9 protein-coding genes, 1 tRNA gene, 2 rRNA genes and 2 pseudogenes are annotated in these 14,505 nt (G+C 42.9%); 3 read left to right on the top strand and 11 right to left on the bottom strand.

All coding sequences use genetic code 11. The features are described 5' to 3' along the window. Positions 1-13 precede the first annotated feature (13 nt). The 4 genes from HMPREF9182_RS09055 to HMPREF9182_RS09040 all read right to left on the bottom strand — a co-directional run bounded on the left by HMPREF9182_RS09055 (position 14) and on the right by HMPREF9182_RS09040 (position 5,466). Positions 14-2,912 (bottom strand): 23S ribosomal RNA (locus tag HMPREF9182_RS09055). Positions 2,913-3,032: 120 nt separating this feature from the next. Continuing rightward, positions 3,033-3,105 (bottom strand) — tRNA-Ala (locus HMPREF9182_RS09050). Between the two features lie 53 nt (positions 3,106-3,158). Then, positions 3,159-4,705 (bottom strand): 16S ribosomal RNA (locus tag HMPREF9182_RS09045). Together the 16S and 23S rRNA genes with 1 tRNA gene alongside form the textbook arrangement of a ribosomal RNA operon. 278 nt (positions 4,706-4,983) lie before the next feature. Next, positions 4,984-5,466: a sigma-70 family RNA polymerase sigma factor gene (locus tag HMPREF9182_RS09040; protein ID WP_009443860.1), complete on the bottom strand. Its 483-nt coding sequence runs from the start codon at positions 5,464-5,466 to the stop codon at positions 4,984-4,986. Between the two features lie 271 nt (positions 5,467-5,737). On the opposite strand from HMPREF9182_RS09040, the pseudogene HMPREF9182_RS09660 reads away from it, so the two are divergent. Beyond that, positions 5,738-5,986: pseudogene (locus HMPREF9182_RS09660) on the top strand (transposase family protein); the annotation flags it as partial. A 544-nt stretch (positions 5,987-6,530) separates the two neighbouring features. Continuing rightward, positions 6,531-6,801 (top strand): annotated as a pseudogene (locus HMPREF9182_RS11190) (IS30 family transposase); the annotation flags it as partial. Positions 6,802-7,225: 424 nt separating this feature from the next. Here HMPREF9182_RS11190 and recR read toward each other — a convergent pair. The 7 genes from recR to rplK all read right to left on the bottom strand — a co-directional run bounded on the left by recR (position 7,226) and on the right by rplK (position 13,988). Next, entirely contained in the window at positions 7,226-7,822 is a 597-nt protein-coding gene (gene recR / locus HMPREF9182_RS09025; RefSeq protein ID WP_009443574.1) for a recombination mediator RecR, read from the bottom strand. Between the two features lie 10 nt (positions 7,823-7,832). Next, positions 7,833-9,899, bottom strand: coding sequence for a penicillin-binding protein PBP2B (pbp2b, locus tag HMPREF9182_RS09020; RefSeq protein ID WP_037602863.1), 2,067 nt, complete (start codon positions 9,897-9,899; stop codon positions 7,833-7,835). Positions 9,900-10,142: 243 nt separating this feature from the next. Continuing rightward, positions 10,143-10,997 (bottom strand): RNA-binding virulence regulatory protein CvfB, encoded by an 855-nt coding sequence (gene cvfB, locus HMPREF9182_RS09015; RefSeq protein WP_009443866.1) that lies wholly within the window; start codon positions 10,995-10,997, stop codon positions 10,143-10,145. A gap of 186 nt (positions 10,998-11,183) precedes the next feature. Beyond that, positions 11,184-11,741, bottom strand: coding sequence for a ribosome recycling factor (gene frr, locus HMPREF9182_RS09010; protein WP_009443261.1), 558 nt, complete (start codon positions 11,739-11,741; stop codon positions 11,184-11,186). An 18-nt stretch (positions 11,742-11,759) separates the two neighbouring features. Further along, positions 11,760-12,485: a UMP kinase gene (gene pyrH / locus HMPREF9182_RS09005; protein ID WP_009754279.1), complete on the bottom strand. Its 726-nt coding sequence runs from the start codon at positions 12,483-12,485 to the stop codon at positions 11,760-11,762. A gap of 290 nt (positions 12,486-12,775) precedes the next feature. Further along, positions 12,776-13,465: a 50S ribosomal protein L1 gene (gene rplA / locus HMPREF9182_RS09000; RefSeq protein WP_009754685.1), complete on the bottom strand. Its 690-nt coding sequence runs from the start codon at positions 13,463-13,465 to the stop codon at positions 12,776-12,778. 97 nt (positions 13,466-13,562) lie between these two features. After that, on the bottom strand, positions 13,563-13,988 hold the full coding sequence (rplK, locus tag HMPREF9182_RS08995; protein ID WP_008809395.1) for a 50S ribosomal protein L11: 426 nt from the start codon (positions 13,986-13,988) through the stop codon (positions 13,563-13,565). 160 nt (positions 13,989-14,148) lie between these two features. On the opposite strand from rplK, the gene HMPREF9182_RS08990 reads away from it, so the two are divergent. Then, on the top strand, positions 14,149-14,502 hold the full coding sequence (locus HMPREF9182_RS08990) for a DUF3397 domain-containing protein (RefSeq protein ID WP_037602860.1): 354 nt from the start codon (positions 14,149-14,151) through the stop codon (positions 14,500-14,502). Positions 14,503-14,505: the final 3 nt, after the last annotated feature.

Below are 14,505 nucleotides of genomic sequence, written 5' to 3'. Positions count from 1 at the left end.
CACTCAATGAAAATTGGATAAGTCCTCGAGCTATTAGTATTAGTCCGCTCCATGTGTCGCCACACTTCCACTCCTAACCTATCAACCTGATCTTCTCTCAGGGCTCTTACTAACTTGCGTTATGGGAAATCTCATCTTGAGGTGGGTTTCACACTTAGATGCTTTCAGCGTTTATCCCTTCCCTACATAGCTACCCAGCGATGCCTCTGGCGAGACAACTGGTACACCAGCGGTAAGTCCACTCTGGTCCTCTCGTACTAGGAGCAGATCCTCTCAAATTTCCTACGCCCGCGACGGATAGGGACCGAACTGTCTCACGACGTTCTGACCCAGCTCGCGTGCCGCTTTAATGGGCGAACAGCCCAACCCTTGGGACCGACTACAGCCCCAGGATGCGACGAGCCGACATCGAGGTGCCAAACCTCCCCGTCGATGTGAACTCTTGGGGGAGATAAGCCTGTTATCCCCAGGGTAGCTTTTATCCGTTGAGCGATGGCCCTTCCATGCGGAACCACCGGATCACTAAGCCCGACTTTCGTCCCTGCTCGAGTTGTTGCTCTCGCAGTCAAGCTCCCTTATACCTTTACACTCTGCGACTGATTTCCAACCAGTCTGAGGGAACCTTTGGGCGCCTCCGTTACCTTTTAGGAGGCGACCGCCCCAGTCAAACTGCCCGTCAGACACTGTCTCCGTAGATGATAAACCTACCGGGTTAGAGTGGCCATAACACAAGGGTAGTATCCCAACAACGCCTCCATCGAAACTGGCGTCCCGATCTCGTAGGCTCCTACCTATCCTGTACATGTGGCACAGAAACTCAATATCAAACTGCAGTAAAGCTCCATGGGGTCTTTCCGTCCTGTCGCGGGTAACCTGCATCTTCACAGGTACTAAAATTTCACCGAGTCTCTCGTTGAGACAGTGCCCAAATCATTACGCCTTTCGTGCGGGTCGGAACTTACCCGACAAGGAATTTCGCTACCTTAGGACCGTTATAGTTACGGCCGCCGTTTACTGGGGCTTCAATTCATACCTTCGCGTTACCGCTAAGCACTCCTCTTAACCTTCCAGCACCGGGCAGGCGTCACCCCCTATACATCATCTTACGATTTAGCAGAGAGCTGTGTTTTTGATAAACAGTTGCTTGGGCCTATTCACTGCGGCTGACTAAAGTCAGCACCCCTTCTCCCGAAGTTACGGGGTCATTTTGCCGAGTTCCTTAACGAGAGTTCTCTCGCTCACCTGAGGCTACTCGCCTCGACTACCTGTGTCGGTTTGCGGTACGGGTAGAGTATGATACATCGCTAGAAGCTTTTCTTGGCAGTGTGACATCACTAACTTCGCTACTAATCTTCGCTCCCCATCACAGCTCAACGTTATAGGTATAAGCATTTGACTCATACCACGCCTCACTGCTTAGACAGACTCTTCCAGTCGTCTGCTTTAGTTAGCCTACTGCGTCCCTCCATCACTTCATACTCTAGTACAGGAATATCAACCTGTTGGCCATCGGATACACCCTTCGGTCTCTCCTTAGGTCCCGACTAACCCAGGGCGGACGAGCCTTCCCCTGGAAACCTTAGTCTTACGGTGGACAGGATTCTCACCTGTCTTTCGCTACTCATACCGGCATTCTCACTTCTATGCGTTCCAGCGCTCCTCACGGTACACCTTCGCCACGCATAGAACGCTCTCCTACCATCCCCTAAGGGATCCACAGCTTCGGTAAATTGTTTTAGCCCCGGTACATTTTCGGCGCAGGGTCACTCGACTAGTGAGCTATTACGCACTCTTTGAATGAATAGCTGCTTCTAAGCTAACATCCTAGTTGTCTGTGCAACCCCACATCCTTTTCCACTTAACAATTATTTTGGGACCTTAGCTGGTGGTCTGGGCTGTTTCCCTTTCGACTACGGATCTTAGCACTCGCAGTCTGACTGCCGACCATAATTCGTTGGCATTCGGAGTTTATCTGAGATTGGTAATCCGGGATGGACCCCTCACCCAAACAGTGCTCTACCTCCAAGAATCTTTATGTCGACGCTAGCCCTAAAGCTATTTCGGAGAGAACCAGCTATCTCCAAGTTCGTTTGGAATTTCTCCGCTACCCACAAGTCATCCAAGCACTTTTCAACGTGCCCTGGTTCGGTCCTCCAGTGCGTTTTACCGCACCTTCAACCTGCTCATGGGTAGGTCACATGGTTTCGGGTCTACGTCATGATACTATTTCGCCCTATTCAGACTCGGTTTCCCTATGGCTCCGTCTCTTCAACTTAACCTCGCATCATAACGTAACTCGCCGGTTCATTCTACAAAAGGCACGCTCTCACCCATTAACGGGCTCGAACTTGTTGTAGGCACACGGTTTCAGGTTCTATTTCACTCCCCTCCCGGGGTGCTTTTCACCTTTCCCTCACGGTACTGGTTCACTATCGGTCACTAGGGAGTATTTAGGGTTGGGAGATGGTCCTCCCAGATTCCGACGGGATTTCTCGTGTCCCGCCGTACTCAGGATACTGCTAGGTACAGAGTCTATTTAAAATACGAGGCTCTTACTCTCTTTGGCTGACTTTCCCAAGTCATTCTTCTATAAACTCTGAGTCCATATTGCAGTCCTACAACCCCGAAGAGTAAACTCTTCGGTTTGCCCTCCTGCCTCTTCGCTCGCCGCTACTAAGGCAATCGCTTTTGCTTTCTCTTCCTGCAGCTACTTAGATGTTTCAGTTCACTGCGTCTTCCTCCTCATATCCTTAACAGATATGGGTAACAGGCATCAACCTGTTGGGTTCCCCCATTCGGACATCCACGGATCGTCGCTTACTTACAGCTCCCCGAGGCATTTCGTCGTTTGTCACGTCCTTCTTCGGCTCCTAGTGCCAAGGCATCCACCGTGCGCCCTTACTAACTTAACCTTATTCTTGACCTTTCAGTCTTAAACTCATTAATATTCACAGCGTTTCGGTTTATTTCTTGTTACTATTTGATATAGTTATTCAATTTTCAATGGACTAGTCTTGGAACTTCCGTTCCAATGGAGCCTAGCGGGATCGAACCGCTGACCTCCTGCGTGCAAAGCAGGCGCTCTCCCAGCTGAGCTAAGGCCCCACAAGATCTCTCAAAACTAAACAAGACTCAATGTGCATTCCGTTTTTCCTTAGAAAGGAGGTGATCCAGCCGCACCTTCCGATACGGCTACCTTGTTACGACTTCACCCCAATCATCTATCCCACCTTAGGCGGCTGGCTCCTAAAAGGTTACCTCACCGACTTCGGGTGTTACAAACTCTCGTGGTGTGACGGGCGGTGTGTACAAGGCCCGGGAACGTATTCACCGCGGCGTGCTGATCCGCGATTACTAGCGATTCCGACTTCATGTAGGCGAGTTGCAGCCTACAATCCGAACTGAGACTGGCTTTAAGAGATTAGCTTGTCGTCACCGACTTGCGACTCGTTGTACCAGCCATTGTAGCACGTGTGTAGCCCAGGTCATAAGGGGCATGATGATTTGACGTCATCCCCACCTTCCTCCGGTTTATTACCGGCAGTCTCGCTAGAGTGCCCAACTTAATGATGGCAACTAACAATAGGGGTTGCGCTCGTTGCGGGACTTAACCCAACATCTCACGACACGAGCTGACGACAACCATGCACCACCTGTCACCGATGTACCGAAGTAAAACTCTATCTCTAGAGCGGGCATCGGGATGTCAAGACCTGGTAAGGTTCTTCGCGTTGCTTCGAATTAAACCACATGCTCCACCGCTTGTGCGGGCCCCCGTCAATTCCTTTGAGTTTCAACCTTGCGGTCGTACTCCCCAGGCGGAGTGCTTAATGCGTTAGCTCCGGCACTAAGCCCCGGAAAGGGCCTAACACCTAGCACTCATCGTTTACGGCGTGGACTACCAGGGTATCTAATCCTGTTCGCTCCCCACGCTTTCGAGCCTCAGCGTCAGTTACAGACCAGAGAGCCGCTTTCGCCACCGGTGTTCCTCCATATATCTACGCATTTCACCGCTACACATGGAATTCCACTCTCCCCTTCTGCACTCAAGTTAAACAGTTTCCAAAGCGTACTATGGTTAAGCCACAGCCTTTAACTTCAGACTTATCTAACCGCCTGCGCTCGCTTTACGCCCAATAAATCCGGACAACGCTCGGGACCTACGTATTACCGCGGCTGCTGGCACGTAGTTAGCCGTCCCTTTCTGGTAAGATACCGTCACAGTGTGAACTTTCCACTCTCACACTCGTTCTTCTCTTACAACAGAGCTTTACGATCCGAAAACCTTCTTCACTCACGCGGCGTTGCTCGGTCAGGGTTGCCCCCATTGCCGAAGATTCCCTACTGCTGCCTCCCGTAGGAGTCTGGGCCGTGTCTCAGTCCCAGTGTGGCCGATCACCCTCTCAGGTCGGCTATGTATCGTCGCCTAGGTGAGCCGTTACCTCACCTACTAGCTAATACAACGCAGGTCCATCTGGTAGTGATGCAATTGCATCTTTTAATCAATTATCATGCGATTTTCAATCTTATGCGGTATTAGCTATCGTTTCCAATAGTTATCCCCCGCTACCAGGCAGGTTACCTACGCGTTACTCACCCGTTCGCAACTCTTCCAGAAGAGCAAGCTCCTCCTTCAGCGTTCTACTTGCATGTATTAGGCACGCCGCCAGCGTTCGTCCTGAGCCAGGATCAAACTCTCATTTAATGTTCGTTTGTCTTCTTGCTCATTCTGTCACTGACAGATTTATTGCTTTTTTATGTTTGACGGACTGTCTCTCTTGACAGTCGCCTGCACATTGGTTCGTCTTGTTCAGTTTTCAAAGGTCTTTACTGCCTCTGGCGAGACAACTATCTTAGTATATCATCTACTAACTAAACTGTCAACTACTTTTCTTATCTTTTTTACTTTTTTCTTTTTGACTGTCGATTCTGCACTTCTAACTTTTATAAATAGAAAGGAGAGTCATTGCCTCCCCCTTCCTATTAGTCTAATCGTGGATTGAAATCTCGTAGATGTTCTGATAAATCACGAAGCATGGCTTTGCGTCCTTTGAATCTTTCATCAGCCATTAGACGCTCGTATTGTTTGTATTCTTCTGGACCGAGTCCGCTTCTGTACTCTGCCATGGCACTGCGAAAAGCTACTAGCTCATCTAGGTACATCTCCTTCATCCTTAACTTGTGCCCTATCTCACTCACTTCTTCATATGGTGCCTTGTCCAATTTCCGCTTCTGACTCTCCTGGCGGCGTATCTTGTCGTGGATTCTGTTCCGAAACTTGGTCTTAAAACAGCGGTATAACATCGTCTTGTCCTGCAATAGTTCCGGGCGTGACTTTACCAACTCATACAAGGCCATCATCCCTTCTTGTTCCCAGTCGCTGTATTCCCATAAATGTAAATAGTAGTCTTTATAACACCTCCTGACTATGCCTTGTACGTTTCTATATAATTCTTGAAAGTCCATGTCCTTCCTCCTTGTTTTCTTCTGGGGTAAAACCCTCCTCTAATTTATCATCTTACCTTCTCTTTGTCCCTCTAACTTACTATCCTGTTGCTCAAACGAACTATCATGTGCTTGAGGAAAATAACCTTTTAGCTGATATGAAGAATTAGGCTCTATAATTTCTGTAGTGGGTAAAACCACCATAGGAATTATGGAGCCTATTTTGTTGTAGAAAAAAGTCCCATAAGAACTATAATGAATAGCGACCAAGCCATCATTAGTAAAGAATCTTATGGAACAATTAAATTTTATCACAAACTTACTCGGAATGAAATTCAAGAACATCAACCTTCTGAATTATGTAGATGCTGGAATTCATAAAGAAATCATCTCTAAACTAGATTATGCAACTCCATCTTGTCCTGCTTGCGGAAGTCAAATGAAGGAATATAACTTTCAAAAAACGTCTAAAATCCCTTACCTTGAAACAACTGGCATGTCTGCCCGAATTCTCCTTAAAAAGCGTTGTTTTAAGTGCTATCTTCTATCATTGCTCAAATAAGGAAAGATGAACATGTCCACTAACTATTCTACCACAAAACAGCCCTATCATCGCCTTTCTAAAGTGGCGTACAAGAAAATTGAACCTTATCTCTCAGAAGGGTTGAAGCCAGCTGAAATTGCGAGGATTAGCGACGAAGGTTAAAACTAGAATCCATAGTGTAGATACTTTTGTTCATGTGTTATACAAACTTGGGCACCCCGAAGAAATCATTCCATGCACCAAAACTCTTTACAACTGTATTCACCAAGGCTTATTGGACATCAAACCTATTGATCTGCCAAAACTCGTTTATATTCGCAAAAGGACTAAGAAGCGTCTCGAAACTTCCGTTGAAAAGTGATTTGACACCATCAACGACCGTTCAACCTTTGAATACTGGGTGATTGACTCCGTTCTTGGTTTGAAGACTGCTGGTGAATCTTCTATTATGATTTGGATTGAACGACAAGCCAGATATATCTTGACTATCAAACTTCCCGAAAAGAAAGCTGAATACGTTAATCAGGCTGGTTTAAACTATATAGAAAGCTATCTTATCAAATCTATAATAGCTGGTAATGGGTTATTAAGTGAACTAGAGGGTGTAGATTCCTATTTTGCACATGCTTGATCATGCCACGAGCGTGGAACAAATGAGAACTTTAACGGCTTGCTTAAAGAGTTTGTGCCTAAAGGTATATCACTATATGAACTAATTCAAGAAGAATACTCAAGCCATCAATAATAGACTAAGGAGAATGCACAACTATCAATCTGATAAAAAACTGTTTGAGCTAGTTCAAACAGCATAAGAACTACTGACTTACTCAGATGGATACTTTGTTGCACCCAACTTGACAAGTGGGAATCATTTTCTTTCTAATTTTTAATTGTTTTTCTACTAAGTATAGAACAAGTGTTTTTTTGCTATTTCAAATCTTTATTCACTTATGAAAAGCACTTCTGATTCAAAAAGCGGAGTACTGCTCACACTCAAGTGTACAAATCCAAACCATAAAATATTTATAAAAGCACACTTACTCAATTAATCCAACAATTACTTGATTACTTAAACAATTATTTCAATCCCATCAGAACTATATTAGTATAAAAAAACCTCGTACAAGCAACAGATCATGGTAAACAAAAAAAGCCAGTTACTTTCCTTCATAGAATCAGATATTCATCATCCACTTCTATGAAATCCATCCAACTGGCTTCCCTTTTTATAAAACATTATAATTCTGTTCGATTCTCAATCGCACGAATAAGAGTGACTTCATCTGCATACTCGATATCAGATCCGACTGCCAAACCACGTGCTAAGCGGGTAACTTTGATCCCTGCTGGCTTTAAGACACGCGAGATATACATAGAAGTCGCTTCACCATCAGCAGTTGCATTGGTTGCAATGATAACCTCAGTCACCTCACTATCCATCAGACGAGTAATCAAACTTTTGAGATTAATATCGTCGGGTCCGACTCCGTTCATAGGAGAGATAAGACCATGCAGGACATGATAAAGTCCTCGGTATTCCTGGATATTCTCCATAGCAGAAACATCGCGGCTATCTTCAACAATTAGTATTGTTGTCTGATCACGTGATGAATCACCACAAATGGCACAGGGATCTTCATCTGTAAGATTGCCACAAATAGAACAATAACTGAGCTCTCGCTTAGCTGCAAGCAGATTTTTAGCAAATTCATTGACATCATCATCACTCATACCAATCGTATAAAAAGCTAGGCGAGTGGCTGTTTTTATACCAATACCAGGTAGCTTTGAAAAACTGTCAATCAACTTGGCAATAGGAGTAGGATAAAGCATAAAATCCTTTCTAATTCATTGGGTGTAATTGATTATAAAGATTAATAATATCACGGGTCATACTGTGACTAACGGTAGAGGATAAGTTTGTATTATGAGGAAATACGACAGCAACAGCTATTTTAGGATTATTGCTTGGTGCGTAGGCTACCACATTGGTATTAATAGCCTGCTGACCGTTATTAACAAAAGTTTCTGCTGTACCAGTCTTAGCACTGATAGGGACTGCCTCTCCTTGTGCAATCGTCTGTCCTGTCGTGAAGGCATTGTTCCCATGAACTACCTGATAAAAACCTTCCTTAATCAGGTTCATATTTTCTGAAGAAATAGTCACTTGGTTTAACTCTTTACTTTCCTTCTTTTCAATCAAGTCGCCCAAATCGCCGTTCTTGTCATTTCCATATATACCCTCAACCAAATGTGGAGCAATGCGCTTGCCATTGTTGGCTACTGTAGCAGCATACTGAGCTAATTGTAATGGAGTGTAGTTATCAAACTGACCAAAAGCATTGGTTAGGTAGTTAGCAAATGTAAAATCTTTAGGAATGTATCCTTGAGACTCCGTCGGCAAATCAATCCCCGTCTTTGTTCCCAGACCATATTCTGCAAAGGTTGCTCGCAACTTCTCCATAGAGGAGTCTAGATTTTTCAAATTCACGGTCATATTTGGCGTATAGGTCATTCCCATCATCTTGAGCGCTAGCTGTACCATATAAGTATTTGAAGAGTATTCTAAAGCTTCTAATGCTGTAATATCACGATTTCCAAAGTGTGTAAACCATGAAGTAATAGCCGTTGTATCCTGACCAAAAACAATCGGCTGGTCTGTCAGAGTTTGATTCCCAGAGATAGCACCATTAGCCCAACCAGAAGTCAACGTTGCTCCCTTGACGACAGAACCAGGGACAACAATATCTGTAACAGTTCCCAGAGAGTTTGAGCTAAGCGCCCCCGTCTTTACATCATGTTTGAGTCCTGCCATAGCTAAAATTGCTCCTGTTTCAGGATTCATAGCAATAGCATAAGTTCCTTCCGAATAGGTAGCATTTCCTGCTGCTAACTCTGCTGTAAAATAGTTTTTCAAAATATTCTCAACGCCAGTTTGAAAAGCCAAGTCTACTGTCAGTTTAAGATTTTTCCCTTTGCTCCCTTCCTTGATAGTGTCAATACTTTCCATATCCCCATTCTTATCGAGATGGATTTCCTTGACTGTCCGTTCACCCTGCAAAACAGACTCATATTGCTTTTCTAAGTAGCTGGTTCCAACTCTATCTTTTAAAGAATAGCCCTTTTTCAGATAGTCGTCCACTTCTTCAGCAAGAATACCAGCTTTTTCAGTAGAGACGTTACCAATGATAGAAGCAAGCGGCGTATCTAAGACCTTGCGCTCCCAAGCTGTTGCAATACTAATCCCTGGCAATTCCTTGCTGCTTGAGGCAATCAAGGCCACTTGCTCTGTTGACAAATCATCCGTACGAATATTTCCCGTCTCAAAGTTGGCTACCTCATTCATCTGGCTAAACAAAGCAATCGCTTTTTTTTCCTGCTCACTATAATCAAGGCTTGCCACATCGACACTATCAACTGCATTATTATAGATTTTTGCCTCAGATAGTCGATTGCCATCTGCATCCAACTTTTTCTTCTTTGGTAACTTAGCAACTACTTCTTGATATGTCTCGCTATCTGCCAAGTAATAATCAGCTATCTGGCGCTTAGTAACCTCTACATCCGTCACATCAACAAAATCAAGCAATTTATTTGCTATCTCTTTAATGCTAGCAGCAGTCATTTTATTGCTACGTGTAAAAGATACAACTTGCTTTATTTCATTTTCAACCAAGGGCTTGCCAGATGCATCGTAGATTTGGCCTCGAACAGAACTCAGTGTAATCTTGGTCTTACTTGCTGTTGCTAGCTTTTTCGTATAAAATCCTTGGTGTAGAACCTGCATATAGGCTAAGCGAGCAATCAAAGTCACAAATAGTATAATAACTAAAGCAAACAGCATATTTAAGCGCCGTGGAATAGAATGGCTATCAAATCTTCTTTCTTTCTTAGACATCTTCTCTCTCATTCTAGTAAAAGTCACTTCTTATTTTACCATAAAAAGACAAAAAATGAGAGTGGGACAGAAATCGGTAATTCGTTAGAATTCGATTTCGTCGTCCCACCTCCGCACAGTTGAGTTGGGCTGTAAAAGCTGATGAAATCAGCGTAGTAGAGCCCGCTCAACCACTGCGTCTTGCTCGACAATCCAAAGACAATTGAGAGGCTAGGACTTTTGTCCCAACCTCATAAAGAATCTATGTTTTTTCTTCTATAGCAACTCGGTGCCAAATTGGTCTTGCTTCACCTTGCCAGCCTTCATAAGACCACCTAAAGCCTTTTTAAATTGTCCTTTAGAGATACCAAATATCGCTTTAATATCATCCGGAGAAGATTTATCATTTAAAGTCATAAATCCTCCATTCCCTTCTAGATAAGCTAAAATCATCTGGGCATCATTTTCTAGCATTTCAAAAGAGCGAGGCTTCAAAGAGAGATTGAGAGTTCGGTCAACTTCTCGAAAACCAATCACTCGTGCATCTAGCACTTGACCCAAACGAGGCTCGGCATAACGTTCACTAGGGTGAATAAAGCCCAACATATTATTTTCTGGTAAATAAACGAAAGTCCCCGAAAGCTTAAGGCGATAAACAATCGCTGGCCAGTTTTGGTTTTGCATATTATTATAAGCAGGACGTGCTAAGCGCTGAAAATCCTCTTGATAGGCAAGTTGCCCCCAAATACGATCTTTTTTATCCACACTCAAGCGGATATAGAGCTTATCACCCTTTTTAGGCCATAACTCTTTCAAGTCAGGTAAAATATCTAAAGACACAACAACTTCCTTATCAGGGAGTCCCGTATCAACAAACACACCCAAATCCTTACGAACTTCCGTTACTGTCCCCCAGCCGAAACTTTCTTGAGTTGCTGTTACATCTAGAGTCGTCAGGCGGAGCTTTTGCTTCATATCACTATAAGCAAAGCCTTTGACCGACTGACCCAACTTATGTTTCCCTTCCTCTTTTGCTAGAGCATATGTTTGTCCATCTTTCTGAACAAAGTAAAAACGATCATTTTCATCTATAACAATGCCCACAATATAATTTGCAAGATTTTTATTCATACTTTCCTATTTCTACCTTGCGACTTCCTTTGGGCAAGGCTTTTAATGTGAAAACAACTCAGTCAGCCCAAGCTAACTGAGTAGTCAATTTTATAATTCTTTAACTCACTTTTTATCAGCCATCTAGTTTATCTTACAATATCTAAACAGAACAGCCACTAGTAAGCAACATATTGCTTAAGATTCTTAAACTTCCAATAATTCTTTTTCCTTATGCGCTGTCATTTCATCAATATGCTTCACAGCGTCATCCGTTACTTTTTGGATATCTTTTTCAAGACCTTTTAGCTCATCTTCAGTGATTTCTTTTGCTTTTTCTTGCTTTTTCGCTTCATCCATGGCGTCACGGCGAATATTACGAATAGCGATTTTAGCATTTTCACCAATCTTCTTCACTTCTTTTGCTAAATCTCGACGTGTTTCCTCTGTTAAAGCAGGAATGACTAAGCGAATAACAGAACCATCACTAGCTGGTGTAATTCCAAGATCTGACGCATTGATTGCACGTTCAATATCTTTCAATGAAGATTTATCAAATGGTGTAACCAAAAGCACACGTGCTTCTGGAATTGTGATGGAAGCGATTTGGTTCAGTGGTGTATCAACACCATAATATTCTACACTTATACGATCCAAAAGGCTCGCATTCGCTCGACCTGCACGCACACTTCCAAATTCACGTGCCAAGCTTTGATGTGATTGAGTCATTCTTTCTTTTGCTTTTTCTACGATTGCATTTACCATAGTATGTTTATCTCCCTTTTATAAATTATTTGATACAGTTGTTCCGATTGGTTCACCAAAGACAACACGTTTAATATTTCCTGATTCATTCATATTAAAGACAACTAAATCAATGTCATTATCCATTGAAAGAGTTGAAGCAGTCGAATCCATGATACGAAGCCCTCTGTTAATAACATCACGGTGAGTCAATTCGTCAAACTTAACAGCTGTCTTGTCCTTCTTAGGATCTGCATTGTAGACCCCATCTACACCATTCTTAGCCATCAAAATGGCATCTGCTTCAATTTCTGCAGCACGAAGTGCAGCTGTCGTATCTGTTGAAAAATAAGGTGAGCCGATACCTGCTCCAAAGATGACAATGCGACCTTTCTGCAAATGGCGAAGAGCACGGCCACGAATATAAGGTTCTGCTACTTGCTGCATTGCAATAGCTGTCTGCACCCGTGTATCTACTCCAACTTTCTGTAAAGAGTCTGCCATTACCAATGCATTCATGACAGTTCCCAGCATACCTGTATAGTCAGCTTGCACACGATCCATACCAGCTTCTGCAGCAGGTTCTCCACGCCAGAGATTCCCTCCTCCAATAACAAGAGCAATTTCAATTCCTAAATCATGCACTTCTTTGATTTCTTGGGCCATTTTTTGAACGGTTTGAATATTGATTCCAACACCTTTTTCACCAGCCAGAGCTTCACCAGACAACTTGATTAGAATACGTTTATACTTGGGTTCTACCATTTTCACTCTCCTTATTTTATCTGTACTATTTTACCATATTTTACGATTTTTACCTAGTTAAATCTTCCAAATTTTTCTTTTTTGTAAAATAGCAGAGCAAGCAAATTATTCAAAAAAAGAGAGTGGGACAGAAATCGGTAATTCGTTAGAATTCGATTTCGTCGTCCCACCTCCGCACAGTTGAGTAGGGCTGTAAAAGCCGTGGTAGAGCCCACTCAACCACTGCGTCTTGCTCGACAATCCAAAGACAATTGAGAGGCTAGGACTTTTGTCCCAGCCTCTTTCATCTATTAAAGTGAGTTTACGTCAACCTTGATACCAGGTCCTTGAGTAGTTGTGATTGTCAAGCTAGTTACGTAAGTTCCTTTAGCTGTAGCAGGTTTTGCTTTTTGGATAACTTCGTTGAAAGCTTTAAAGTTTTCAGCCAATTTATCAGCATCGAACGAAACTTTACCAATGATAGCTTGTACGATACCAGCACGGTCTGCACGGTAAGTAATTTTACCACCTTTAGACTCTTCAACTGCTTTAACAACATCCATAGTTACTGTACCAGTCTTAGGGTTTGGCATTAAGTTACGAGGTCCAAGGACACGTCCAAGACGTCCAACAAGAGCCATCATATCAGGTGTAGCGATAACGACATCGAAGTCCAACCAACCATCGTTGATCTTAGCAACAAGGTCATCTTCACCAACGAAGTCTGCACCAGCAGCTTTTGCTTCTTCTGCTTTCGCACCACGTGCAAAAACAAGAACGCGAGCTGTCTTACCAGTACCATGTGGTAATACCATTGCACCACGGATTTGTTGGTCAGCTTTTTTAACGTCAATATTCAAGTTGTAAGCAACTTCTACAGTTGCGTCAAATTTTGCAAAGTTAGTTTCTTTTGCAAGAGCTACAGCTTCTTCTACGCTGTATGCTTTTGTGCTGTCGATTTTTTCAAGAGCAGCACGAAGTTGTTTGCTTTTTTTAGCCATTTTATCTTTCTCCTTGTAATGTGGTCATATCGATTTTCATCTCCCACGTCACTCGTCTCATGATCAAGTGTATTGCGGGCAAATAGGATTCTTAAAATTAGTCAGTAACAGTGAATCCCATAGAACGAGCAGTACCTTCGATCATACGCATTGCAGACTCAATGTTTGCAGCGTTCAAATCTGGCATCTTAGTTTCAGCAATTTGTTGTACTTGCGCACGAGTAACAGTTGCCACTTTCGTTTTGTTAGGTGTACCTGAACCTTTTTCAACACCTGCAGCTTTTTTCAAAAGAACAGCAGCTGGTGGAGTCTTAGTAACGAAAGTAAATGATTTGTCTTCGTATACTGAGATAACAACTGGAATGATCATACCAGCTTGATCAGCTGTACGAGCGTTGAACTCTTTAGTGAATCCCATGATGTTGATACCGGCTTGACCAAGCGCAGGACCAACTGGTGGAGCTGGAGTAGCTTTACCAGCAGGGATTTGCAATTTTACAAGTTTTTCGACTTTTTTAGCCATTTTAAATCCTCCTTTGTGGTTAGGCGGTAGAATTTACCCAAAATCTTGAGCATTACCTCCCACAAGCATGCTTATTGCATACCCTTCTATTATACACTAAAGAATTGAAAATGCAAGAAAAATCCCCTTCTTTTTTACTTTTTTGTGATAAAATAGACCTATGATGTTATTGAGAATCGCTTCTGTTTTATTTATTTTTTTAACCATCGCTCTTTCCATTATTTTAATGAAAACTCTTCGGTTAAAACGGTTTGGGCTAAATTTTGCTGATCTAGCGTTTCCGATGTTCTTTTTTGAATTTTATCTTATTTCTGACCAAGCGTACTATCACAGCATGCTACCGCAATTAGTACTAGCTTTAGCCATTTTGGCTATCAGCATCACGGTTTATTTTCTTAAGGCCAAGCGAAGCTTTTACTATCCAAAATTTTTGAAATTCTTTTGGCGATCTGCCTTTATATTAACAACCTTTTTATACTTAGCAATGGTCATTGGATTATTCTTAGCAAAATAAAAA

Origin of the sequence: Streptococcus sp. oral taxon 056 str. F0418 (assembly GCF_000220065.1) — a bacterium.
Classification (GTDB): domain Bacteria; phylum Bacillota; class Bacilli; order Lactobacillales; family Streptococcaceae; genus Streptococcus.
Note: the sequence above shows the minus strand (reverse complement) of the source record. Positions and strands in the feature narration are given on the sequence as shown.

What these genes read in the sequence shown, in the direction of transcription:
- HMPREF9182_RS09040 (WP_009443860.1), bottom strand. Translation starts at nt 5,466, where the DNA reads ATGGACTTTCAAGAATTATATAGAAACGTACAAGGCATAGTCAGGAGG.
- recR (WP_009443574.1), bottom strand. Translation starts at nt 7,822, where the DNA reads ATGCTTTATCCTACTCCTATTGCCAAGTTGATTGACAGTTTTTCAAAG.
- pbp2b (WP_037602863.1), bottom strand. Translation starts at nt 9,899, where the DNA reads ATGAGAGAGAAGATGTCTAAGAAAGAAAGAAGATTTGATAGCCATTCT.
- cvfB (WP_009443866.1), bottom strand. Translation starts at nt 10,997, where the DNA reads ATGAATAAAAATCTTGCAAATTATATTGTGGGCATTGTTATAGATGAA.
- frr (WP_009443261.1), bottom strand. Translation starts at nt 11,741, where the DNA reads ATGGTAAATGCAATCGTAGAAAAAGCAAAAGAAAGAATGACTCAATCA.
- pyrH (WP_009754279.1), bottom strand. Translation starts at nt 12,485, where the DNA reads ATGGTAGAACCCAAGTATAAACGTATTCTAATCAAGTTGTCTGGTGAA.
- rplA (WP_009754685.1), bottom strand. Translation starts at nt 13,465, where the DNA reads ATGGCTAAAAAAAGCAAACAACTTCGTGCTGCTCTTGAAAAAATCGAC.
- rplK (WP_008809395.1), bottom strand. Translation starts at nt 13,988, where the DNA reads ATGGCTAAAAAAGTCGAAAAACTTGTAAAATTGCAAATCCCTGCTGGT.
- HMPREF9182_RS08990 (WP_037602860.1), top strand. Translation starts at nt 14,149, where the DNA reads ATGATGTTATTGAGAATCGCTTCTGTTTTATTTATTTTTTTAACCATC.